Here is a 23,578-nt window from a genome sequence, read left to right as displayed (position 1 = left end):
ATTTTGTTTATAGGTATAAGTAGGGCCATATTAAAACCCGTACGCTACACGGATACCCACAAAATTTACTTTGCTGTTATCAACACCACTAGTGTATTTGGTAGTTGCTTCGTAACGAACACCTGCATCAATAAAGTTTCCGTTTGCACTTACCGGGAACTGAACACCTATTTGAGGAGCGTAAACAAATGCAGTTGATTTATCAGCACCAACATCAGATTTGTTTAACAAGAAAGCTGCGCCAGCTTCGCCTTGTACATAAAAGTTCTCGATAGGGAAGAATTTTAAACCTGCTTTAACTGGTATTAAATGAATGTCAGTCGGGTTTATTACTCCGTTTGGTGTAGTGATATCATTCTTACCAAAAATATTATTGTAACCTGCGTTAACAGTAACAAATAATTTGTTTGAAAGAACCGGGATATCTGCTTGTACCGAACCACCTAAGTTCCATTTGTAGCTATCTTTAAAGTTACCTGTTGGGATACCCGCATCAACACCAATGCTGTAACGGATACCGTCTTTAGTTGTAGTTGATGTAGTTGTAGGGGTAGTTGTTTGTGCTTTAGCGCCTAATGCAAATCCTGCAAATGCTAAAACAAGGGCTGAAATTTTAAATGTATTTTTCATAACAATTGTGTGTTTTTGATATATGTTTTATAAACACAATGCAAAGTAAAGCACAGAATCAGATATGATTTTTCATCCAAAAGTCACGAATATTTAATCGCTTGATTAACAATAATTTATTTTTTGACCCGATTGGTATTTTGGTCAGCCCATTGTAAAATAGGCGAATATATCCCTTAGAATTGTCAAATTAACATTGGCTTAACATTGGATCTGCGTTGATAACGGGCTGGTTTCTGCACGTTATCAGCGCAATTTTACTCCGTTTTAAGCTTATTTAATGGAAAAATATAGAAATAGAAGCACAAAGAAGCTTGAATATGCCCGATAATTATTGCTTTAGCAGATCATTCGCCTTTAAAATCCGCTTTTCGCTTGGCTAAAAATGCCGCAACACCTTCCTGAAAATCCTGCGTTCCAAAGCATTTTCCAAACTCCGTTATCTCGGCTTCATAACCATTTACACCATCCGTAAAACCTGCATTTACAGCACGTATAGCAGCAGCCAATGCTAATGGTGCCCTTAATAATATCTTTTGCAACAACACTTCGGCCTCTGTCAACAAATCCTCCGGACAAGCTACATGCGTAACCAGCCCAAATTGCTGAGCCTCAACAGCAGTTATCATATCGGCGGTAAGTATCATTTGTAAAGCTTTACCTTTACCTATCAGTTGGGCCAAACGTTGTGTACCGCCATAGCCGGGTATTAAACCCAGCGTTACTTCGGGCAGGCCCATCTTAGCCGTTTCTGATGCTATGCGTATATGGCAGGCCATAGCCAATTCAAGACCGCCGCCAAGGGCAAAGCCATTTATGGCAGCAATTACAGGCTTATTACCATTAGCAATCAGGTCAAACACTTTTGTTTGTCCTTCACGTGCCAGGGCAGTGCCGGCAGCAACATCAAGACTGGCAAATTCACTAATATCGGCACCGGCAACAAAGGCTTTGGTACCTGCACCTGTAATAATGATACCACCAACATCAGGATTATTAAAAGCTTCAAAAAAAGCGGTATGCAGTTCGGCAAGCGTGTCTTTGTTCAGCGCGTTAAGTTTGCTTTCGCGGTTTATAATAATATACTGTATGCGCTCTTTGTTTTCTATCAGTAAATTTTGAAATTCCATGGGGTTAGCTATTAAAAGTTACGGTGTTCGTGCACCCAGCCTGTAATATAAGCAACAATATCCTGCGTATTGGTTCCGGGCGGAAAAAGCTCGCCAACACCTAATTGTTTTAGCGACAGCATATCATCATTAGGGATAATGCCGCCACCGGTAAGCAGTACATCATCCATTTGCTTTTCTTTAATTAGTTTAATGATCTTGGGGAAAACGGTCATGTGGGCTCCCGATAATATGGATATGCCTATGGCATCCACGTCTTCCTGTAAGGCGGTGTTCACTACCATTTCGGGCGTTTGGCGCAGGCCTGTATAAATCACTTCCATCCCGGCATCGCGCAGGGAGGTAGCAATAATGCGTGCGCCGCGGTCGTGCCCGTCAAGCCCTACTTTGGCAACTAATACACGGATGGGTCTGTTAAAGGTATTACTCATGTAAAACCATATTGGTTGCCGTAAAAGTAAGAAGAAATTTATGATGTTCAATATCCCGGAAATATACCTGAAACGGTCTATTGCTTTTTCAGCCGGTACATATAACTATAGCTCTCGCCTTTTTTTTCCAGGATCAAACTATCGCCTTTGGTAATTTGTGTATAGGTCCCATTCAATAAAAGTCCCCAGTCAAAATTAGCTGTATGAACTAAACTATCCTGAAAAGTTAGCTGGTTGTTATTTACGGTATAGCTGCCGTGGCTCCCAATTGTCATAAAGGTATTTAATGTAGCCTGATATGTTTTACCTGAAATTACAACTTTAACGGTGCCGTTGGCTGCATTAACACTTGAAGAGGTAAATGTACCTGTATAGGTACCTTCTAATTTTACAGGGGTGGCATTATCTTTATTGCAGGCCGCTAAAGTCGCCACGGCAAATAGCATAATAATAAGGCTTTGTGATTTCATGAGTTTGGTGTTTATAATATTACGAAGAATTTAAAGCCAATGCTACAGTCTGTTAAAACACTGGTGTAAACATCCCGTTAAGGCAGGGACATACATCTCCAAAAAATAAATTTTTAACTTTACCGCTTATGATGATCAGTGCGGCAACTCCATTCACTTTACTCGGGCAAAACCTTTTATTACTCCCTCAAAAAGCAATTTTCTGGGAACAGCAAAAGGCATTAATTATTGCCGATGTTCATTTTGGCAAAGTAGGGCACTTTCGCAAAGCAGGCATCGCAGTACCCCGGGATATGGAACAAAGTGACCTGGCAACCCTGTCGGACCTGATCAGTGAATACCGCCCCGAAAAACTATTGTTCCTTGGCGACCTGTTCCATAGCGATATGAATAATGATTGGGATTGGTTCATCCTTTGGCGCAGTCAGTTCCCCAGCCTGCAGATCATCCTGATCAGGGGCAACCATGATATTATTGCCGACAGCCATTATCAAAAACTAAATATCGAACTGTATGATGAATTGTTAATTGGCCCTTTCCTCATGCTGCACCATCCACTACCCGATATACAGTTACAACATGCCGCTGGTTACGTTTTTTGCGGGCACATCCATCCGGGGGTTAGTTTAAGCGGCCGGGGCAGGCAGTCAATTACACTGCCTTGTTTTGCTTTTAGCAGCAAGCAGGCCGTACTGCCGTCTTTTGGTAAATTCACCGGCAAGGTTGCTATCCGCAGCCGGTTAACCGACAAAATATTCGCTGTTTTAAAGGATAAAGTGATCGCTATTGATTAATTACACCTTTAATATATAAGGTATTACACTGTAAATACTGTGTAATTTGAATGCAATTTCTTAGATTGATTCTAAATAGCCTTTTCACGGTCAATAAGCCAATTGCATTTCTATCTTTTGGCATTTAATAAATACTTTTGCCTAAAATAAATCTATTTCATAATGAGCGAATTTAAACAAACCTTTAACTCATCGCTGGGAAAAAAGCTGATCATGGCTTTAACAGGCTTGTTTTTGTGTACTTTTATTATCGTACACGTAGGAGGTAACCTGTTGCTGTTTAGCAACGACAATGGTTTTGGCTTTAATGTATATGCCAATTTTTTAACACATTTTCCGCCTATTGAGGTTGTTGCGTGGATTTTGTACCTGTGTATCGCGGTACATGCGTTATACGGACTTATCTTAACCGTTAAAAACCGCAAAGCGCGCCCGGTAGGTTACGCAGTGCAACCCAAGTCAGATGCCAGCTGGTCATCAAAAAACATGGGCTTGTTAGGCTCTATCCTGTTCCTGTTTATAGTTATCCACATGGGCGACTTCTGGTTTAAATACAAATACACCAATGAGGTTGGCTTTAAGGAGTACCGTACAGACCTGGCTACGGGTCAAACTACGGAGTCGGCCTACACTCCTGTATCTGCCGATTTCAACCACTCCGTTTCTACCGAAAACAATGTGGAAATAGTAAGGGTGAAAGACCTGCACGCACGTGTGTCACACACCTTTGGTAATATCTGGTATGTAATTTTATATGTAATAGCAATGGGCGCGTTATCGTTCCACCTGCTGCATGGCTTTCAGAGTGCTTTCCGCACACTGGGCTGGGTACACCGTAAGTATACGCCTGTAGTATATGCTATTGGCACCTGGTTTTTCGCGGTAATTATTCCGTTTCTTTTTGCCCTTATGCCGGTATACTACTTTTTTGCACACAAATAAGCCCCCCAGCCCCCTAAAGGGGGAGCTTTCAGAGTTCCCCCTTTAGGGGGTTAGGGGGCTAAACTACTCACTAAATATAAAATTAGATAAGAAATGAGTTTAGATGCTAAAATTCCTCAAGGCCCATTAGCCGAAAAATGGAGCAAGCATAAATTTAACCTGAAGCTGGTTAACCCGGCCAACAAGCGTAAATACGATATCATTATTGTAGGTACGGGCTTGGCAGGAGCTTCGGCCGCGGCTTCACTGGCCGAGTTGGGTTACAACGTAAAATCTTTTTGTTTCCAGGATAGTCCCCGCCGTGCGCACTCTATTGCCGCGCAGGGAGGTATCAACGCGGCAAAAAATTATCAGAACGATGGCGATAGCGTTTACCGTTTGTTTTATGATACTATTAAAGGTGGTGACTACCGTGCCCGCGAAGGCAATGTGTACCGCCTTGCCGAGGTATCGGTAAATATAATTGACCAGTGTGTAGCACAAGGTGTTCCCTTTGCACGCGAGTATGGCGGCTTGTTAGATAACCGCTCATTTGGTGGTTCGCAGGTATCCCGTACGTTTTACGCCCGCGGTCAAACCGGACAACAATTACTTTTAGGTGCTTACTCTGCGTTAAACCGCCAGATACATGCCGGCAAAGTAAAGATGTACACCCGTACCGAAATGCTTGATGTGGTTACCATTGATGGTCATGCCAAGGGTATTGTTACCCGTAATATGATCACCGGTGCCATCGAAACACATGCGGGCCACGCGGTGTTATTATGTACCGGTGGTTACAGCAACGTTTTCTACCTGTCAACCAATGCCATTGGGTCAAACGTTACTGCTGCCTGGAGAGCCCATAAACGTGGTGCATTCTTTGGCAACCCTTGCTATACCCAAATTCACCCAACCTGTATCCCGGTAAGCGGCGATCACCAGAGCAAGCTTACGCTGATGTCTGAGTCGTTACGTAACGACGGACGTGTTTGGGCACCTAAAACAGCTGCAATTGCCGAGCAATTACGCAAAGGCACACTGAAGGCTGATCAGGTTAAAGAAGACGACCGGGATTACTTCCTGGAACGTAAATATCCTGCCTTTGGTAACCTTGTTCCGCGCGATGTGGCTTCACGTAACGCTAAGGAAATGGTTGAGGATGGCCGTGGTGTAGGCGCATCGGGTTTTGCTGTATTTCTTGACTTTGCCGACGCCATTAAGCGCCTTGGCGAAGAAACCGTTAAAGCCAAGTATGGTAACCTGTTTGATATGTACATCCAGATCACCGACGAAAACCCATACAAACAACCTATGCGTATTTACCCTGCCGTACACTATACCATGGGCGGCCTTTGGGTTGATTATAACCTGAGCACCAACGTACCAGGCCTTTATGCTTTGGGCGAGTGTAATTTCAGTGACCACGGTGCTAACCGTTTAGGTGCTTCTGCCTTAATGCAGGGCTTATCTGATGGTTACTTTGTGATCCCTTATACCCTTGGCGATTACCTGGCTACCATCGGCCCTAAAAAGGTTGATACCAGCCACCCTGCTTTTGAACAAACCAGGAAGGAAGTAATTGACCACGTAAATAAATTACTGGCATTAAACGGCACCAAAACGGCCGAAGCTTACCACCGCGACCTTGGCCACATCATGTGGGAATATTGCGGCATGGCCCGTACCGAAGAGGGCTTGACAAAAGCCAAAGGACTGATACAAGCCCTTAAAGCAGACTTCTGGAAGAACGCCAAAGTAGTTGGTGAAAATGAAGAGGTGAATGCCTCGCTTGAAAGAGCCGGCCGTGTTGCCGATTTTATTGAATTGGGCGAACTGATGGTTGATGACGCTTTAATGCGCCGTGAATCATGTGGTGGCCACTTCAGGGTAGAATCACAAACAGAAGGCGGTGAGGCAAAACGCGATGACGAGAATTTTGCATTTGTTGCAGCATGGGAGTTTAAAGGTGAAAACCAACCCGAAGTATTGCACAAAGAGCAATTGGTATTTGAATCGGTACATTTATCACAACGTAATTATGCTTAAGTAGTATCAAGTACATAGTATCAGGTATCAAGACAGCTGCATTTGTTTTAAGATACTTGCCAGAAAAGTCTTGATACTTGATACTAACTACCTGATACCATATATACTATATACTTGATACTAAATCTCAAAAAAGATGAGTAACGGAAATATGAACCTGACGCTTAAAGTATGGCGCCAGAAAAACGCTCAAACAGCGGGCAAATTTGTGACTTACAAGGCCGAAAGCATTTCGCCCGATATGTCATTCCTGGAAATGCTTGACGTTGTTAACGAAGGCCTTACCCTTAAGGGTGATGAGCCTATACACTTTGACCACGATTGCCGCGAAGGTATTTGCGGTATGTGTTCTTTATATATTAACGGGCACCCCCATGGGCCAAAACGCGCGGTTACTACTTGTCAGTTACACATGCGTACCTTTCACGATGGCGAAACCATTACCATCGAGCCTTGGCGTGCATCAGCATTCCCGGTAATAAAGGACCTGGCAGTTGATCGTTCTGCGTTCGACAGGATACAGCAGGCTGGTGGTTACGTATCGGTAAATACCGGTGGTGTACCTGATGGTAATGCTATCCCTATCCCTAAAGTAATAGCCGATGAGGCGTTTAACTCTGCTACTTGCATTGGTTGCGGCGCTTGTGTTGCAGCATGTAAAAATGCATCGGCTATGCTATTTGTTTCGGCTAAGGTTACTCAATTAGGCCTGTTACCACAAGGTCAGCCTGAGCGTTATCGTCGTGCACAATCTATGGTAGCTCAAATGGACGAAGAAGGATTTGGTAACTGTACCAATACCGGCGCCTGCGAAGCAGAATGCCCTAAAGAAATTAAGCTGACCAACATTGCCCGTATGAATAATGATTACTTCAGCGCTAAATTATTCCGCGAAGAAGAAATTCACGAAGAACAACATGGTGCTTAATCAAGATTGATCGTCTATATAATAAAAAGGCTTTGGAGATTTTCCAAAGCCTTTTTTGTTGAGCGTTCTTTTATTCCCTCCCTCGGGAGGGGTGCTGCGGCTGGTGTGATGGCAGGGAGGGGTTTCATCGCTGGTTAAACCCCTCCCTGCCCCTCCCAGGGGAGGGAATCGCACTGTCCCCACATTTACCAATTTGTGACCAACTTGCGCTCGTCTATGACGAGTGTTTAATATGGATGGGCGATTATATCGCCCAATCAGCCGAGTTTAAAGCCAATTGATTATTTCCGCCGTTGTTGGTGTTGTCACYATAGGTGTTCGGAAGATTGTAATTGCAGTATATATTCCCTCCCTTGGGAGGGGTGCCGTGGATTGTGAAATGGCAGGGAGGGGTTTATACGTGCGATTAAACCTGTAATGTTCAATAAACCCCTACCTCCCCCTTCCCCAAGGAAGGAATCGCACTAGGCCCAAGCTTTCTTTTTATTTCTTCCCAACACCTATAGTGTTGTCACCAACAACATGCTTTGATAAAATAGTTGTTAGTGACAAACTACCTTTCGCCTTTGACCTTTATCCTTTTACCCCAACTTCATATTTACCGGATCCCATTTAATAACCTTGTTTTCAAAGTAACTATCGTTACAGGCCAGGCAAGGTGCGGCGGCACGGAAACCGAATACAGCATCCTCAACCACGGGTTTTCCAGTTTTCATGGAATCAAAAAAATTGGCAAAATGTTCGTTGGAATCATTGTAGCCTTCAGGTTCGCGATAAATAACATCATCCATTTTGGGCGCCTGCCGGTCGGCTGCAGAATATTTTTTATTATAATCCTCCACAATGGCTTTCTGCATGGCTTCGGGATAAGTTTCGAATGAATCCCATCCACCATAACCCGGGGCTACCGGCATTTTACGTTTACGTATGGTAAAGCCTCCGCCATCGCTCATATCAATAACACCTTCAGAGCCTACTATTTTGGTTGTGGAGCGCTCACCCTCGCCGCTTACAAAATTAACCCGCAAGGTGGTTTGGAAAGCCGGATGCTCAGGTGATTCAGGGTAGGAGATTACCGCGCTCATTACATCAGGCACATTGCGCCCATCCTTCCAGTAGTCAAGGTCGCCAATCGAAAATATTTTGTTGGGTCCTTTGGAGCCGGTTATAAAGTGGATGCCTGTAAGCAGGTGTACAAAAAGATCGCCGGCTACACCTGTACCATATTCGCGATAATTGCGCCATCTGAAAAAACGGTTGCTGTCATAAGCATGCTTCTCTTTACTATTGGCCTGAAACTGATCCCAGTCTACCGTTTGTGCAGAGGCGTCAAGCGGTATAGTATACTGCCACGCCCCTAATGCGCTTTGCCTGCTGAACGATGCCTCGATCGAGTTGATCTTTCCTATAGCGCCGGCCTGGTACAGTTCCTGCGCTTTTTTAAAGGCAATGCTGCTTACCCGCTGACTGCCTACCTGAAAAACAGCCTGGGTTTCCTGCTGCGCCTTTATTTCTTTAAGTCCTTCACTGATGTGATGCACCATGGGCTTTTCGCTGTAAACCGCTTTGCCCTTGCGCATGGCCTCAATAGATATAGGCGTATGCCAGTTATCGCTGGTGGCTACTATTACGGCATCAATATCCTTGCGGTTTAATATCTCCCTATAATCAGCAGTGGTAAAAATATTGTTACCATAAAGTTCTTTAACCCGGTCAAGCCTGCCTTTATACAGATCGGCACAAGCCACCAGTTCAACACCCGGAACGCTTAGGGCCGCCCGTGTATCATTAAAACCCATAATGCCCATGCCTATGGTGGCTATTCTGATCTTATCATTAGAGCTGATCCGTTTTTCGGCCTGTAGTATCCGTTTTTCATGTTCTTCCTTTGCGGCCAGGCTGGTAAGCGATGCCGAAGTAAGAATAACTGAGGTGCCAAATTGCTTTAAAAATTTTCTTCTGTCTGTTGCCATAGGTTTATGCATCAAGGTTTGGTAAATGAATAATTGGTTAATACGATCAGGTATATTTTGCAGGGGCGCAAATACGGGATGTATTTATATGCAATATAAAAGAACAAAATTTAGTCTGCAACTTTTTAATATTATTTAAAAAGTTTAATTTGCATAACGTTTCCAATAAACTATAACCCTCTTTATGAAAAAATTATCCTTATTGCTATGTTGCTGCCTTGTGCACTTTTTATCATTTGGCCAGGTTGCCCAAAGCGGCTTATCCATTATTCCTGAACCGGTAAAAGCTGCCCGGTTTGCGGGCCAGTTTGTGCTACCTAAAAATGTTATTGTGGAGGCCTGTGCACTGCCTGAACTTACCCCGGTAACGGCTTATCTTAAAAAGAAACTGTCTACAGCGCCTGGTTCATTGGTTACCATAAAAAGTGTTGCTCCAACCGCATCTATCCGTTTGATCCTGAATAAAACGGTGGACACCCTGATCGGTAAGGAGGGGTACAAATTATCGGTAAAAGCAAAAAAAGTAGTGATAAGAGCTAATGAAGCGGCCGGCTTGTTTTATGGGGTGCAAACCCTGATGCAGTTACTGCCTACAGAGATTGAAAGCATAGAACCGGTTAAAAATGTAAAATGGGCAGTGCCTTGTGTGGAAATTACTGATTATCCCAGATTTGCTTGGAGAGGGTTAATGTTTGATGTAGCCCGCCACTTTTTTACCAAGGCCGAAGTAAAACAATATATAGATGCTATGGTGAAGTATAAACTTAACCTGCTGCACTTGCATTTAACCGACGATGAAGGCTGGCGTGTGGAGATCAAAAGCCTGCCGAGGCTAACCACCGTAGGAGCCCTTAATGTTAAAAAGATAGGCCAGTTTGGTACATTTACCCCGCCTGCTGCTGATGAACCGCGTAACTACGGCGGTTTTTATACCCAGGATGACATTAAAGAATTGGTTCAATATGCCAAAGACAGATTTGTAGATATATTGCCCGAGATTGATGTACCGGGACATAGCCTTGCCGCGGTTGTAGCCTATCCGGAACTTTCCTGTACTCCGGGGGCCGATAAATATGTAGTTAACTCTGGTGAGCCATTTATGGACTGGAGCGGCCCGCATAATAAGGCCATTGTTGATAATACCTTATGCCCGGCCAACGAGAATGTATATGCGTTTTTAGATAAGGTAGTAACCGAAGTGGCCCAGTTATTCCCTTTCCCATACATCCACATGGGCGGCGATGAGTGTGCCAAAAACTTTTGGGAACAAAGTGATGCAATTAAAGCCCTCATGACCAAGGAAAACCTGAAAGATCAACAGGAAGTACAAAGTTATTTTGAGAAACGCCTGGAAAAGATAGTGGAATCAAAAGGCAAAAAATTCATGGGCTGGGACGAAATTCTTGAAGGTGGTTTAGGTCCTAATGCCGCGGTTATGAGCTGGAGAGGCATTAAAGGTGGCATTCAAGCTGCCAAAATGGGCCACGAGGTGATAATGAGCCCTACAACTTTTGCTTACCTTGATTATATGCAAAGCGACCGCGTGAATGAAACCCACATTTATGCTACATTACGTTTAAATAAAACCTACGAGTTTGAGCCGGTACCCGACAGTGTTGACGCCAAACTGATTAAAGGCGGCCAGGCTAATTTATGGACGGAGCAGGTTTACAACATTCGCCAGGCTGAATATATGACCTGGCCAAGGGGTATGGCCATTGCCGAGTCGGTATGGTCGCCGAAGGAGAAGAAGAACTGGAACTACTTTTTTGGTAAGGTAGAAAAACAGTTTAACCGTTTTGATGTGGCCGAGACAAAATATGCACCAAGCGTTTATGACCCATCTTTCGATGCTATCCGCAACGCGGATAAAACCCTGAAGATCACCCTGACCAATGAGGTAGAGGGGCTGGACGTTTATTACAGCTTTGACAATTCGTTCCCTGACAGGTTTTATCCAAAATATACCGAACCAATTGATGCGCCAAAAGATGCTACCACACTTAGGGTAATAACTTACAGGGGCAAAAAGCCAATTGGCCGCATGGTTACCATGCCGCTTTCGGAATTGAACGGCCGGATTAAATAGGGGTTTAAATTCCGGATTATTTGTAACAAAGCCTTCCTGATGATATATCAGGAAGGCTTTGTTGTTACCCTTTTGTCATGCCGAACTTGTTTCGGCACCCCATATGCAGCGTTGTACAACATTGCAGCTGGCTTGTCCAGAGAGATCATGAAACAAGTTCAGGATGACAAATTGTTTTTGTTTTTACTTCAACTCCGGAAAACGGGCATTATCAAAAATACTTTTATCAGCTGCCATTTTCTCTACATCCTGCCATTTGCGTGGTGCATCTATTGATAAAATTGTGCCGCCGTTTTTACCTATCTGTACATCATCTTCAATACGGACACCAATATTCCACCATTTTTTGTCGCAGGGGCTGCCGGCCGGAATATAAATACCAGGCTCAACGGTAATTACCATATTGGCGCTCAGCTTACCATCGTAACCGCCCTTATCATGTACATCAAGCCCTAAATGGTGTGAGCATCCATGCGGGTAATATTTTCTAACTTCTGATGCATCCTTTATAATACCTAATTTGATCAGGCCGGCGGCCAGCACCTGTTCTGATTTCTTTTCCAGTTCGGCATAAAGAGTTCCTTCTTTACATAATTTAAAAACCTCTTCCTGTGCATCATATACCAGCTGGTAAATAGCACGCTGATCGTCAGTAAACTTTCCGTTGGCGGGCACCGTACGGGTTACATCCGCCGAGTAGCCATGATATTCGGCGCCAACATCCATCAGGGTAAGTTGGTTATCCAGTTTGGTCGCGCTGTTTTCTTCATAATGTAAAATACATCCATTGGCACCCGCGCCAACTATTGGTGGATATCCTTCATCCTCGGCACCATATTTTTTATGCACATACATGAAAATGCCCTCCAGTTCCCTTTCAGACATCTGGGGTTTAATAGACCGCATTATTTCGGCATGAGCGATGCTTGATATCTCTACAGATTTTTTTAGCAGCACCAGTTCTTCCGGTGTTTTTATGCCCCGTAAAGTATTGGTATAGTTATTATAATTTGATATGCCCGAAAAACTTGCATTGATCTTTGCCTTTACATCAACCAGGGTTGCAGAATCAGGCTTATTTACCAACTCCTGTATAATGGCGCTGTTTTTATAGGCTTCTTTATCAAGTTTTGGTTTTAAATAATTGATGATGCGTGCCAGGTTACCGGGCATAGCACGTTTATTGATCAGGCTCAGATCGCCCATTAACTGCCTATCTATATTAGGGATATTGGCTTTACTTTTAAAGGCATTTACCAGGTTCTTTAATTCACCTGCCGAGCCATCACCGGTAACATCCTCGGGCATTTCGTCATAAAATACAGCGCTGAACTTTTTAAAATCAATCGGAAAATTCACGAAAGCTTCGCTGTTATAAACGCGCTTAAAACCTAACTGGGCTTTAACACCATCAATCCCAAGCCTTCTGCCGGTCCACTGCTCGCGTTGTGGGTCCCGGTGGCGTACAAAAAACAGTTCGTTGTAACTACTATCGCCATCGGCCTGCACATCTTTAAAAATAAGCAGCACCGCATTGGGTTCTTTATAGCCCGAAAAATAATAAAGATCGGGGTTGGGGTGATAAACGTAATTTACATCATTTGAAAAAACCTGGTCGGGGTACGAAAAGATCACCGTAACCGAGTTAGCCGGCATCAGGTTGCGCAGCGCCTGCCGCCGGCCGGCGTGAAACTCTTTGCTCAAATAATCTTTTGGCAAATTTTCGGTACTGTTTACTGATTGTGAAAATCCCTGAAATACGCCCAGGCACATAGCGCCTGCAACGAAAAGTATTTTGTGATAAGATCTCATAATGGTTAATAGGTAAAGTCAGTTAAATCCTGGTCAATATACAAAATATGGTGTACAGCAAAAAGTATGGGACATAGCACCATGCATTATGAATTATACACTTTTTAGACTTGTTTTACAAAACATGAAGTTCTGCCAATTCCTTTTCCAACTGTTCTGACGATGAAAAATGGATGGTTTTAATGCCGGCCTTTTCGGCCGCCAGCACGTTGCGGTAGTTATCATCAATAAACAGGGCTTCCTGTGGGTTTACCTGGTAACGATCAAGCAGGATCTGGTAAAACTCAGGAGCGGGCTTACGCATCTTTTCGGCTCCTGAAACTACAATACCATCAAACCAGCTCAGAAAATCATACCGCTGCAAAGCCACCGGAAAAGTTTCGGCCGACCAATTGGTAAGGGCATATATTTTATATTGGTTGCCGGCTTTTAAACGACGCAGGATATCAACAGTGCCGTGAAAAGGTTCGCCCAGCATTTCTTCCCAGCGGCCATAAAATGCACGAATATTGGTTTCATGTTCCGGGAATTGTGTTACCAGTATTTCTGTGCCTTCCTGCAATGAGCGACCGGCATCCTGTTCCTCGTTCCAGTCTGAAGTGCAAACACTGGCCAGGAAGTTTTTCATTTCCTGCTCGTCATCAAATATAGTTCGGTACATGTAATGCGGGTTCCAATCGATCAAAACTGCACCCAGGTCAAAAATTATTGTGTTGATCATTTCTTATTACTGCTTTCTACAACTTTGATATCGGTTACCACCGAATCTTTGTTCAGGTAAAGAATAAGGTTTTTATTAGGCTTTTTGCTGCCAAGGTCAAGCTGGCTCACAATTTCATAATACATCATGGTTGAATCGGCCCTCTGAGGCCTGTGGAGCAGGCTAATTACCTGCTGATATTTCAGGCCCTTCAATTTCTGGTTCTGAAGCAGGTCGTTCAGCATCTTATCCCGGTTAGGAAAGATTAAGCCGTCGCCGTAATCCCATTTATCCCGGTCAAATTTCATTTCGCGGCTACATGAGGTGGAAACAACAATAAGCAGGCTGAACAGGATGATTATATTTTTGTTAAACATGGTATGACAGGTTTCGCCGACCAAATATAAATATAACCACCCTTATTTAGCATTCAATAAATAATCTTTAAACGTATCAAAATCCTTACTTAATGGAACAGAAAGCTTTGTTTTTGACTGCAGTGCATTAACCTCCTCTGGTATTTCAATTTTAGCGCTGATCTCCTCACTAAAAACATCCGGGAATTTGCATGGATGGGCGGTTGATAAAAATACACCTGCAGTATCTGCACTGCTATGATCATGCTGATAATCAGTTAAGGCTTGCCAGGCTATGGCGGTATGCGGGCAAACTACATAACCATAGGTATCAAAAACCCAGTTAATGGCTTTTACAGTTTCTTCGTCGTTGTATTTAAAACCAACCACCAGCTCTTTAAGCTTAGCCATATCTTCCTTAAACAGGTCGGCAATGCGCACCCAGTTGCTTGGATTGCCTACATCCATCGCATTTGACAGGGTGGCCACAGATGGCTTAGGCTGATAAACGCCGGTTTTTAAAAACTCAGGAACAGTATCATTAGCATTGGTTGCCGCTATAAATTTTTCAACAGGCAAGCCCATTTTCCAGGCCAGTAAACCAGCACCAATGTTACCAAAGTTTCCACTCGGAACCGAGAAGATCACTTTTTTAACACCTTGCCTTAACAACTGCGCATAGGCATTAAAATAGTAAAAGGTTTGCGGCACCAAACGCGCAATGTTAATAGAGTTGGCCGATGTTAAACGGAATTTCTCATTTAGCTCCGCATCGGTGAAGGCTTGCTTAACCAGCGCCTGGCAATCGTCAAAAGTACCGTCAATTTCCAGCGCGCGGATATTTTGTCCGTTGGTGGTGAGCTGTTGCTCCTGCACACCGCTTACCTTGCCTTTAGGATATAATATGGTTACCCTGGTATTAGGTACACCTAAAAAGCCCAGGGCCACCGCGCCGCCAGTATCACCACTTGTGGCTACCAGCACGTCCAGTTGTTTTTCGCCATCCTCTAAAAAATAGCTCATTACCCGGCTCATGAAACGGGCGCCAAAATCTTTAAATGCCAATGACGGTCCGTGGAAAAGTTCCAGTACATGAACGTTCTCATCCAATTTTACAACAGGAGCCGGGAAGTTGATAGCATCATCGATCAAGGCTTTCAGATCAGCTTCGGGCATGGCATCACCCAATAGGTTTTTAGCTACGTGGAAAGCGATCTCGGGCAAGGTGTATTTATCTAAATTGCTGATAAAATCCGCATCTAAACGAGGGATGCTGATGGGCATATATAACCCTTTATCCTGCGGCATACTGTTAAAAACCGCGTCTTTAAAGGATACTTGTAATGAGGTATTGTTGGTACTGTAAAGTTTCATTTTGATTTCGGATATCGGATTTTCGATTTCGGATTTATTTAATTTTTACTTTTTTAACTTGTCATGCCGAACGTATTGAAGCATCTATTCGGCGATTAGATCCTTCGTTCCTCAGGATGACAAAATTGGCTGTCATGCTAAGCCTGTCGAAGCACGGTGGGCAGGCTTCTACACGCGCCCTTCGACAAGCTCAGGGTGACACTCCTCTTCTTTTACTTTTTATTTTTAAAGCCCCCTCCCTTTAGGGGAGGGTTGGGTTGGGCTACTTACCCTATCACCTTAGGCCCTGCATCATTGATGGTAGACACATAGGTGTTTGAACCAATGTTAAGACCGGTTAAATGCTGCTGTAGTTTTTGAGTAATGAGCCTTGCTGTTTCTTCGTCTTTAGTAAACGCAAAAACCGACGGACCAGAGCCTGATATGCCAAAACTTACCGCACCCATACTCATGGCCATTTCGCGCATTTTATAAAAATCAGGGATCAACATGGAGCGCACCGGCTCAACCAGTACATCTTTCATGCTGCGGCCTATCAGGTCAATATCCTGCATAAACAAACCGCTCACTAAGCCCGCAATATTACCCCATTGGGTCACGGCATCCTTCATCTGTATGTTTTTCCGGATGATCTGGCGGGCCTCACGTGTTGGCACATCCACATCAGGGAAAACGATGGCGCAATACAATCCGGCCGGATGCGGCAGGCGTACCACATCAAGTGGTTCATAACTGCGTATCAGCACAAAGCCCCCTAAAAGGGCAGGAGCCACGTTATCCGCATGACCATGCCCGCAGGCCATTTCCTCGCCTTTCATGGCAAATGGCAACAGTTTGGCAGGGTCAGCATCATCGCCCAATAAGGTTTTTATGGCGAACAAGCCCGCAACTGTACTGGCCGAGCTGGAACCCAGTCCACTGCCTATAGGCATTTTTTTGTGCAGCTCAATATCCAGTCCTATATCTGCACGGCCAACGCTTTGCAGGTAATGCTGTACGCTCACGCTCACGGTATTTTTTGCAGGGTCAAGCGGCAAACGTCCGTCATCGCCGGTAATTTTACTGATGGTGATGCCTGGTTTATTGGTAACGCGCATGATTACCTCATCGCCCGGTTCATTAACAGCGAAACCCAGCACATCAAAACCGCAAACCACATTGGCAACGGTGGCCGGAGCAAAAACGTGAATACCTGCGCCGACGCCCCCCCCGCCCCCTAAAGGGGGTGCTATCTGTGGAGCGGCTTTTACTTCTTGTATTTTATTATCTTCCATTTTTTTAATATCAAATTATTCCTCCCCCTTCTGGGGGGTCAGGGGGTTATCAAACTATAGTTCCCCCTTTAGGGGGTTAGGGGGCTTATGGGCCTGGTTTAATTCGCTCCCAAATTTATCAAATCTGCAAATACACCGGCGGCGGTTACTTCGGCGCCTGCACCGGGGCCTTTTACAACCAGCGGACGTTCCCTATACCTGTCGGTGGTGAACGATATAATGTTATCGCTGCCCGACAGCATGTAGAACGGGTGATTTTCATCAACCATTTGCAGTGTGATGGTCACTTTTCCATTTTCCAGCTTGCCAATATAGCGTAACACTTTTCCATCCTTTTCAGCTTGCTCTTTTAGCTTAGCAAAGTGAGCATCTTCGGTTTTAAGCGTTGCATAAAAATCTTCTACAGATTTAGCTTCTAAACTGGCTTTGGGTAATACGCTTTCAATCTCCACGTCGGCCTCTTCCATTTGGTAACCTGCATCGCGGGCCAGGATCAGCATTTTACGCATAAAGTCTTTACCGCTCAAATCATCCCGCGGATCGGGCTCGGTATAACCCTTTTCCTGTGCCTCTTTTACCACATCATGGAAATTAGCATCGCCTTTAAAGTTATTAAAGATGAACGATATGGTTCCCGACAGAATGGCCTCGATGCGTTGCACCCTGTCGCCACTGTTCATCAGGTTTTTCAATGTATTGATGATCGGCAGACCGGCACCTACGTTGGTTTCGTAAAAGAAATCAACCCCGTGGCTGCGCGCAGTATCCCTAAAAGTTTTATACTGTTTATAACTGCCCGAGTTACCAATTTTATTACAGGTGATCACGGAGATATTGGCTTTAAAAACTTCCTCATAAAAGCCTACCGGAACCGGACTGGCGGTATTATCAATGAACACACAATTAGGCAGGTTCATTTCTTTCATCCGGTTAATGAACCCCTGCAGATCGGCCACATAAGGTGAGGCCTGCAGATCATCCTGCCAGGTATCTAAAGAAATACCATCACTGTTAAAAGTCATTTTGCGGGTATTACTCACACCGGCAATTTTAACCTGTATGCCATTATTATCCTTTAAATATTCGCTGTGAGCCTTCAACTGGTTAAACAATGTTTTACCGATGTTGCCGGTACCCAGGCAAAAGGCGTGCAGGGTTTTGGTAAGCTGCACAAAAAAGGCATCATGTACGGCATTCAACGCTTTTGAAAGATCATTTGCCGATATAATAACCGATATATTATACTCAGACGAGCCTTGCGCGATAGCCCTCACATTAACCCCGTTACGGCCCAGTGCATGGAACAACTTGCCCGACATGCCCGGGGTTTGTTTCATATTTTCGCCTACAACGGCTAATATGGCCAGATTTTTTTCGATCACTAAATGCTCCAGCTTTTTGGCCAGCAGCTCCAGTTCAAATTCCTGTTCAATCACCAGCTTAGCTCTTTCAGTATCCTGTGGCTGTACCGCGAAGGTGATGCTGTGCTCTGATGACGACTGTGTGATGAGGATGATGTTGATCTGCTCACGGGCCAGTAATGAGAACAACCGGCCACTAAAGCCCGATTTACCCACCATGCCACTACCCTCTAAATTGAGGATGCTGATATTATTGATAGAGGAAATTCCTTTAATAGGCAGTGCCGATGCCTTGCAATCGTGACGGATCACGGTGCCCTCAAACTCCGGCTCAAAAGTATTTTTGATCACGATAGGRATCTTTTTCAGAAAAGCCGGGATCATGGTTGGCGGATAGATCACCTTGGCGCCAAAGTAGGAAAGCTCCATAGCTTCGGTATAAGTAAGCTCAGTTAGTGAGAATGCCTTTTTCACCATACGCGGGTCGGCGGTCATCATGCCATTAACATCTGTCCATATCTGGATCTCTTTGGCGTTAAGCGCAGCACCAAATATAGCAGCGGTATAATCGCTGCCGCCACGGCCCAGGGTAGTGGTTTGGCCAACATCGTTACCTGCAATAAACCCGGTTACAAACAGCATTTTGCCTTTATTTGCTTCGTAAAGGTTGCGGATCAACAGCTCAGACAACTCGGTATTTACCTTTGCCTGGCCAAAGGCACTGTCGGTTTTTATTACTTCTGATGCATCAACAAAAAGCACCTCTTTAAAATGCTGTGCCGCAATTTTGCTCACCATAATAGTTGAGCAGCGCTCGCCGTAGCTTAAAACCTGGTCGCGTGTTTTTGGCGTAAGTTCCCTTAGGGTTAATACGCCCTGCAATAATTCTTCTAACTGGTTAAAGTGAATTTTTAAACGGGTAAAGGCGGGGTTTTGATTTTGTACCGTGAGCAGGTTTTTCACCACATCAAAATGGCGTTTTTCCAGCTCAGCTAACGCTGCGGTAAAATCACTGCCGTTAGCGGCATCCTCGGCCATTGATGCCAGCAAGTTGGTTACTCCACCCATTGCTGATAGTATAACTACCGGTTTTTCTTCGTTTTTAACCTCATCACTCAGGATGTTTAAAAGGGTTTGGATGCTGGCAACTGATCCTACCGATGTACCGCCAAATTTTAGAACTTTCATTTATAGTTTAGTATCAATATTTTAAATATTCCCCGGTTGGCCTCACCTAAATCCTCTCCAAAGGAGAGGACTTCACTATTTATTCCCAGGGCCCTCTCCTTCGGAGAGGGCAGGGTGAGGCTATTTAAACAAAAAAGCCTTCCTCTTTGCGGAGGAAGGCTTTCATTTGGTTTCTTTTTATGTTTTACACCATACGATTATCTTCCTCCGGTAACTTTGCCGATGGTAATAATTGATGTAATAATGGTGTTGTTAAGTATCATATTTTAATGTCGACAAAGTAAATAGATATTTTTCTAATAAGCAAGCTAAAAATGTTTTATTTTTTCAATACCTGTTAACTTTCCTAAATTGCACTCCTTATGCACGGACTCATTACCAAATCAACCGGAAGCTGGTACCAGATACAAACCCCCGATGGGCAACGGATAGATTGCCGCATTAAAGGGAAGTTTAGGATGAAGGGTATCACCACCACCAACCCTGTTGCCGTTGGCGACGTGGTTGATTTTGAAATGGAGCCGGATAGTGAAAATGGTGTGATCACCAATTTACGTCAGCGTAAAAATTATATTATCCGCAAGGCTATTAACCTGAGCAAACAGGCCCAGATCATTGCCGCAAACCTTGACCAAGCATTACTGGTAGTCACTTTGGCCTCGCCACGCACTTCTTTAGGTTTCATCGACCGCTTTTTGGTTACCGCCGAAGCCTATGATATACCGGCCCGCCTTATTTTTAACAAGCTCGATTTGTTTAGCGATGAAGGCCTGGAGATACTGGCCGATTATAAAGCCATATATGAAAAAATTGGTTATCCATGTTTTGAGGTTTCGGCATTGGAGGGAACTAATATTGATCAGGTGCAGGAATTATTGAAAGATAAGGTGACACTGTTCTCGGGCCATTCCGGGGTAGGTAAATCAAGCCTGATCAATTCCCTGTTGCCCAGTCTGGATCTGCGCACACACATGGTATCTGAGTGGAGCGATAAGGGTATGCACACCACTACCTTTGCCGAAATGTTTGAACTGCCACAAGGTGGGTTTATTATTGACACCCCCGGTATCCGTGAATTAGGTGTTATCGATATAGAAAAACAGGAACTCAGCCACTTTTTCCCTGAGATGCGCTCACGCATGAACCAGTGCCGCTTTAACAACTGCCGCCATATTAACGAACCTGGCTGCGCCGTGTTAGAAGCACTGGAAGAAGGTGAAATAGAGCTATCGCGCTATGAAAGCTATTTGAGCATTTATAATGGGAATGATACGAGAGCGTAGCAGCATCTCCCCCTTTTTTAGTTGTCATCCTGAGGAACGAAGGATCTATTATTGAGTAGGCATATCGCAGAATAGGCGCTTCACTGCGTTCAGCATGACAGGTGTTTTTTATGTTGCTGTAGGGCTTCTACTTTGCCGCTTCTTGCACCAGTACATCAACTATAGCCTGTTTATTGGGCAAATATTTATTGCAAAGAAACAACCCGCCCTTACCTGTAGCCTTGTTAAAAAACAAATAGGCGCCCACACCCGGGTCATCGCCGTCATGGCCAATGGTGCCGTTAGTGTACAGGTTCCAGAAAATTCCTTTGTTACGATAGGTTAAGTTGATGTCTTTCGGCGGATGCTCTTTGCTGAACTGCGGGGTAAACATAGCCTGGTATGATGCTTCGGTCAGGAGCTTTTTGTCATGACTGCTAATGGCCATCAGATACCGGCTTAAATCCGCAGCTGAGGTTTTCAATCCGCCATCGGGATAGGTAGTAAGATCATATAACGGGAACCAGCTTTTTTGATCGAGATACAGTTTGGCGTGATCTTTTAAATTTATATCAGGAATATGCCAGCTGGAGTGATCCATCCTTAATGGCTTCAGGATATATTTTCTTGTAAAATTGGCGTAGGAGAGGTGCGATTTGATCTCGATGAGATAGGCAACCAGCGCCGAACCGATATTGCTGTACGATGATATGCCCCCTGCCGGACCTTGGCCAAAGTTAGCTTTACTGTAATATTTGCCTTGTGGCGATAAATAATTGTAAAAGAATTGAGTTAAAGTAGTGTCTTTTAATTTTTCGCCAAAGCCCATCTTATTCAGGACCATTACTGAGGTGCTGTCATACGCCCGTAGCTTCGGGTAAAAACGATAGCTGTAATGATAAATCTCCGGGTTATCAATAATGCCTGATGTGTGATCGGTTAATTGTCTTATAGTTATTTTACCATCCGGGTCATTAGGGTTAGCTACTTTAAAAGGCAGTATCTCGTTAATGTCGGTTTCTAAAGTAAAATACTTCAACTCAATAGCCTTCATCAGCGCAACCGCTATAAAAGTTTTACTTACTGAGCCAATGTTTTGAATGGTCCCGGCAGAATAGGGAATATGATTGGCAATATCGGCATAACCAAAACCATGCTGGTAGGTTGCTTTATTGGCATCGGTCATGGTCACATACATGCCGGGGAGGCTATCCTGCGCAAATGCCTGTTGCAGTTTGTTGGTAAGGGAATCGGGTTTAGCCTGTGCTTTGGCCTTATTTAAAGCCAAAGCACATGTAAGGCAAATCAAAATGGTGCACAAGATAGGTTTGCTGGTTTTCATATACTATATTACAATAATATGCGTGACAACCCCTATCCCGATCAGAAATATTTTTTACCTCCGGGATTACAAATCCTATAGCAGTTATTCGCCTAAAGCTGTCTTAAAATCCTCCATCAGATCATCCAAATCTTCGATACCTATTGACAGGCGGATCATGGTTTCGGGGATGCCCATTTCGGCGCGCTTTTCGGCACCCAGCTCAAAAAATATAGTTTGTGCTACCGGGATAGCCAGCGTACGGGTATCGCCCAGGTTACTTGATTTTACAACCAGTTTAAGCTTGTTTAAAAAAGTGAGGCAATCAACACTTTCATCAAGCTCGATGCTCATTAATCCGCCAAATTTCTTAAACAGTTTAGCCGCCCTGTCATGCTGCGGATGACTCTTAACGCCGGGATAAAATACATTTTTTATGAGTGGATGAGCTTCAAAATACTGTGCTAAAGCCAAAGCATTGTCGCAAGAGCGTTCCAAACGCAGGGCCAGCGTTTCGGCACCTACCGCTATAGAATGAGCTGCCTCGGGCGATAAAGTACCACCTGAATCCCTCAGTCCTTTTTTACGAATTTGAGTAAGACCCAGCGTTTCGGGCTTTACCTGTTTTTTAAAGGTTTCAAATATGTTAGGGTATACCGTCCAGTTAATTAAGCCGGTATCGGTAACGCTGCCGCCCAGCGCATTGCCGTGGCCGCCAATATATTTGGTTAATGAGTTAATTACCAAGCCTGCCTTTACATCAACCGGGTTAAACAGGTAGGGTGATGTCATGGTATTATCAACCATATATATAATGCCCTTTTGCGCGCAAAGCTCGCCTATGGCTTCCAGATCGGCAATCTGGGTTGCTGGGTTGGCAATGGTTTCCACAAAAACCATCCTGGTATTTTCTTTAATTTCGTTACGTACGTTTTCAACATCGGTAGCATCAACAAAAGTGATATTTAAGCCCATGTCAATATAAGTTTGAAATATACTGCGGGTGTTGCCAAATAAAAATGAGCTGGCAACAACATGATCAGCTTGCTTTATAAGAGCCATTACCGTAGCCGAAATTGCAGCCATGCCTGTTGAAAAAGCAATGGACGCTAATCCCTTCTCCATCTGCGTTACCTTTTGCTCTAAAGCGGTAATGGTTGGATTGCCCTGGCGTGAGTAGGCGTAGCCTTTTTTCTTATTCTGAAAAATATCAACCAGGTCCTGTACATCCTCATGCCCATAGGTTACCGAAGTATGTATGGGTTTATGTAATGAACCATGTTCTGGTTTACCTAAACGGTCGGAGTGTAAAATGGTGGTAGTAAAGCCTTTTTTAGTTGTCATTTTATCCCTATTAATTAAAAAGCATAATAGCGGTTGCGAACTTAATGAAATAGGCACAAATTTTAGCCACGAATTTCACTAATGCGATGGAATTGACACGAATCTGAATGATTTCATGTTTTATTCGTGAAATTCGACCTTATTCCTGTTAATTAGTGCTTAAATAATTAT

Annotated in this window: 19 protein-coding genes; 6 read left to right on the top strand and 13 right to left on the bottom strand. The window is 44.0% G+C overall.

Annotation, left to right across the window (positions count from 1 at the left end; genetic code table 11):
* Positions 1–30: 30 nt before the first annotated feature.
* The 4 genes from AC1DRQ_RS05845 to AC1DRQ_RS05830 all read right to left on the bottom strand — a co-directional run bounded on the left by AC1DRQ_RS05845 (position 31) and on the right by AC1DRQ_RS05830 (position 2,661).
* A complete protein-coding gene (locus tag AC1DRQ_RS05845) occupies positions 31–630 on the bottom strand; it encodes a hypothetical protein (RefSeq protein WP_477422825.1) in 600 nt (199 codons plus the stop codon).
* 347 nt (positions 631–977) lie between these two features.
* Positions 978–1,760 (bottom strand): enoyl-CoA hydratase/isomerase family protein, encoded by a 783-nt coding sequence (locus tag AC1DRQ_RS05840; protein ID WP_477422823.1) that lies wholly within the window; start codon positions 1,758–1,760, stop codon positions 978–980.
* An 11-nt stretch (positions 1,761–1,771) separates the two neighbouring features.
* Positions 1,772–2,191, bottom strand: coding sequence for a cobalamin B12-binding domain-containing protein (locus AC1DRQ_RS05835; protein WP_429399105.1), 420 nt, complete (start codon positions 2,189–2,191; stop codon positions 1,772–1,774).
* A gap of 77 nt (positions 2,192–2,268) precedes the next feature.
* Complete coding sequence (locus tag AC1DRQ_RS05830) at positions 2,269–2,661, bottom strand: hypothetical protein (RefSeq protein ID WP_477422822.1); 393 nt, start codon at positions 2,659–2,661, stop codon at positions 2,269–2,271.
* 128 nt (positions 2,662–2,789) lie between these two features.
* Between AC1DRQ_RS05830 and pdeM the strand changes: the two genes are divergently transcribed.
* The 4 genes from pdeM to AC1DRQ_RS05810 all read left to right on the top strand — a co-directional run bounded on the left by pdeM (position 2,790) and on the right by AC1DRQ_RS05810 (position 7,353).
* Positions 2,790–3,455, top strand: a complete 666-nt coding sequence (gene pdeM / locus AC1DRQ_RS05825) for a ligase-associated DNA damage response endonuclease PdeM (RefSeq protein ID WP_477422821.1) — start codon at positions 2,790–2,792, stop codon at positions 3,453–3,455.
* Between the two features lie 162 nt (positions 3,456–3,617).
* Positions 3,618–4,397 carry a succinate dehydrogenase cytochrome b subunit gene (locus tag AC1DRQ_RS05820; RefSeq protein WP_477422820.1) on the top strand — a complete coding sequence of 260 codons (780 nt, stop codon included), beginning with the start codon at positions 3,618–3,620 and terminating at the stop codon, positions 4,395–4,397.
* A 93-nt stretch (positions 4,398–4,490) separates the two neighbouring features.
* Positions 4,491–6,425 (top strand): fumarate reductase/succinate dehydrogenase flavoprotein subunit, encoded by a 1,935-nt coding sequence (locus tag AC1DRQ_RS05815; protein ID WP_429399109.1) that lies wholly within the window; start codon positions 4,491–4,493, stop codon positions 6,423–6,425.
* Positions 6,426–6,561: 136 nt separating this feature from the next.
* Complete coding sequence (locus AC1DRQ_RS05810) at positions 6,562–7,353, top strand: succinate dehydrogenase/fumarate reductase iron-sulfur subunit (RefSeq protein WP_477422817.1); 792 nt, start codon at positions 6,562–6,564, stop codon at positions 7,351–7,353.
* 581 nt (positions 7,354–7,934) lie between these two features.
* On the opposite strand, the gene AC1DRQ_RS05805 is transcribed toward AC1DRQ_RS05810, so the two are convergent.
* A complete protein-coding gene (locus AC1DRQ_RS05805; RefSeq protein WP_477422816.1) occupies positions 7,935–9,326 on the bottom strand; it encodes a Gfo/Idh/MocA family protein in 1,392 nt (463 codons plus the stop codon).
* A gap of 184 nt (positions 9,327–9,510) precedes the next feature.
* Between AC1DRQ_RS05805 and AC1DRQ_RS05800 the strand changes: the two genes are divergently transcribed.
* Positions 9,511–11,415, top strand: coding sequence for a beta-N-acetylhexosaminidase (locus tag AC1DRQ_RS05800; RefSeq protein WP_477422815.1), 1,905 nt, complete (start codon positions 9,511–9,513; stop codon positions 11,413–11,415).
* 183 nt (positions 11,416–11,598) lie between these two features.
* On the opposite strand, the gene AC1DRQ_RS05795 is transcribed toward AC1DRQ_RS05800, so the two are convergent.
* The 6 genes from AC1DRQ_RS05795 to thrA all read right to left on the bottom strand — a co-directional run bounded on the left by AC1DRQ_RS05795 (position 11,599) and on the right by thrA (position 19,480).
* On the bottom strand, positions 11,599–13,227 hold the full coding sequence (locus AC1DRQ_RS05795) for an aminopeptidase P N-terminal domain-containing protein (protein WP_477422814.1): 1,629 nt from the start codon (positions 13,225–13,227) through the stop codon (positions 11,599–11,601).
* Between the two features lie 115 nt (positions 13,228–13,342).
* Positions 13,343–13,948 (bottom strand): HAD family hydrolase, encoded by a 606-nt coding sequence (locus AC1DRQ_RS05790; RefSeq protein ID WP_477422812.1) that lies wholly within the window; start codon positions 13,946–13,948, stop codon positions 13,343–13,345.
* Positions 13,945–14,304, bottom strand: coding sequence for a hypothetical protein (locus tag AC1DRQ_RS05785; protein WP_477422811.1), 360 nt, complete (start codon positions 14,302–14,304; stop codon positions 13,945–13,947). The genes AC1DRQ_RS05790 and AC1DRQ_RS05785 overlap by 4 nt, the downstream gene beginning before the upstream one ends.
* Positions 14,305–14,346: 42 nt before the next feature.
* Positions 14,347–15,657 (bottom strand): threonine synthase, encoded by a 1,311-nt coding sequence (gene thrC / locus AC1DRQ_RS05780; protein WP_477422810.1) that lies wholly within the window; start codon positions 15,655–15,657, stop codon positions 14,347–14,349.
* A gap of 266 nt (positions 15,658–15,923) precedes the next feature.
* The gene (locus tag AC1DRQ_RS05775; protein WP_429399117.1) at positions 15,924–16,931 is read right to left on the bottom strand and encodes a homoserine kinase; all 1,008 of its coding nucleotides are present in this window, start codon (positions 16,929–16,931) and stop codon (positions 15,924–15,926) included.
* A 98-nt stretch (positions 16,932–17,029) separates the two neighbouring features.
* Positions 17,030–19,480 (bottom strand): bifunctional aspartate kinase/homoserine dehydrogenase I, encoded by a 2,451-nt coding sequence (thrA, locus tag AC1DRQ_RS05770; RefSeq protein WP_477422809.1) that lies wholly within the window; start codon positions 19,478–19,480, stop codon positions 17,030–17,032.
* 362 nt (positions 19,481–19,842) lie between these two features.
* Here thrA and rsgA point away from each other — a divergent pair, with 362 nt between their 5' ends.
* Entirely contained in the window at positions 19,843–20,763 is a 921-nt protein-coding gene (gene rsgA, locus AC1DRQ_RS05765; RefSeq protein WP_477422807.1) for a ribosome small subunit-dependent GTPase A, read from the top strand.
* A 127-nt stretch (positions 20,764–20,890) separates the two neighbouring features.
* Here the strand turns inward: rsgA and AC1DRQ_RS05760 are convergent, their stop codons facing one another.
* Together AC1DRQ_RS05760 and AC1DRQ_RS05755 are read right to left on the bottom strand one after the other, a co-directional pair.
* A complete protein-coding gene (locus AC1DRQ_RS05760) occupies positions 20,891–22,084 on the bottom strand; it encodes a serine hydrolase domain-containing protein (RefSeq protein ID WP_477422806.1) in 1,194 nt (397 codons plus the stop codon).
* A gap of 84 nt (positions 22,085–22,168) precedes the next feature.
* Entirely contained in the window at positions 22,169–23,407 is a 1,239-nt protein-coding gene (locus AC1DRQ_RS05755) for a cystathionine gamma-synthase family protein (RefSeq protein WP_429399121.1), read from the bottom strand.
* Positions 23,408–23,578 lie beyond the last annotated feature (171 nt).

The sequence above is a fragment of the Mucilaginibacter sp. P4_E8 genome, assembly GCF_056401495.1.
The sequence above is the reverse complement of the archived record's forward strand: the minus strand, read 5'-3'. Positions and strand labels throughout refer to the sequence as shown.

What these genes read in the sequence shown, in the direction of transcription:
- AC1DRQ_RS05845 (WP_477422825.1), bottom strand. Translation starts at nt 630, where the DNA reads ATGAAAAATACATTTAAAATTTCAGCCCTTGTTTTAGCATTTGCAGGA.
- AC1DRQ_RS05840 (WP_477422823.1), bottom strand. Translation starts at nt 1,760, where the DNA reads ATGGAATTTCAAAATTTACTGATAGAAAACAAAGAGCGCATACAGTAT.
- AC1DRQ_RS05835 (WP_429399105.1), bottom strand. Translation starts at nt 2,191, where the DNA reads ATGAGTAATACCTTTAACAGACCCATCCGTGTATTAGTTGCCAAAGTA.
- AC1DRQ_RS05830 (WP_477422822.1), bottom strand. Translation starts at nt 2,661, where the DNA reads ATGAAATCACAAAGCCTTATTATTATGCTATTTGCCGTGGCGACTTTA.
- pdeM (WP_477422821.1), top strand. Translation starts at nt 2,790, where the DNA reads ATGATGATCAGTGCGGCAACTCCATTCACTTTACTCGGGCAAAACCTT.
- AC1DRQ_RS05820 (WP_477422820.1), top strand. Translation starts at nt 3,618, where the DNA reads ATGAGCGAATTTAAACAAACCTTTAACTCATCGCTGGGAAAAAAGCTG.
- AC1DRQ_RS05815 (WP_429399109.1), top strand. Translation starts at nt 4,491, where the DNA reads ATGAGTTTAGATGCTAAAATTCCTCAAGGCCCATTAGCCGAAAAATGG.
- AC1DRQ_RS05810 (WP_477422817.1), top strand. Translation starts at nt 6,562, where the DNA reads ATGAGTAACGGAAATATGAACCTGACGCTTAAAGTATGGCGCCAGAAA.
- AC1DRQ_RS05805 (WP_477422816.1), bottom strand. Translation starts at nt 9,326, where the DNA reads ATGGCAACAGACAGAAGAAAATTTTTAAAGCAATTTGGCACCTCAGTT.
- AC1DRQ_RS05800 (WP_477422815.1), top strand. Translation starts at nt 9,511, where the DNA reads ATGAAAAAATTATCCTTATTGCTATGTTGCTGCCTTGTGCACTTTTTA.
- AC1DRQ_RS05795 (WP_477422814.1), bottom strand. Translation starts at nt 13,227, where the DNA reads ATGAGATCTTATCACAAAATACTTTTCGTTGCAGGCGCTATGTGCCTG.
- AC1DRQ_RS05790 (WP_477422812.1), bottom strand. Translation starts at nt 13,948, where the DNA reads ATGATCAACACAATAATTTTTGACCTGGGTGCAGTTTTGATCGATTGG.
- AC1DRQ_RS05785 (WP_477422811.1), bottom strand. Translation starts at nt 14,304, where the DNA reads ATGTTTAACAAAAATATAATCATCCTGTTCAGCCTGCTTATTGTTGTT.
- thrC (WP_477422810.1), bottom strand. Translation starts at nt 15,657, where the DNA reads ATGAAACTTTACAGTACCAACAATACCTCATTACAAGTATCCTTTAAA.
- AC1DRQ_RS05775 (WP_429399117.1), bottom strand. Translation starts at nt 16,931, where the DNA reads ATGGAAGATAATAAAATACAAGAAGTAAAAGCCGCTCCACAGATAGCA.
- rsgA (WP_477422807.1), top strand. Translation starts at nt 19,843, where the DNA reads ATGCACGGACTCATTACCAAATCAACCGGAAGCTGGTACCAGATACAA.
- AC1DRQ_RS05760 (WP_477422806.1), bottom strand. Translation starts at nt 22,084, where the DNA reads ATGAAAACCAGCAAACCTATCTTGTGCACCATTTTGATTTGCCTTACA.
- AC1DRQ_RS05755 (WP_429399121.1), bottom strand. Translation starts at nt 23,407, where the DNA reads ATGACAACTAAAAAAGGCTTTACTACCACCATTTTACACTCCGACCGT.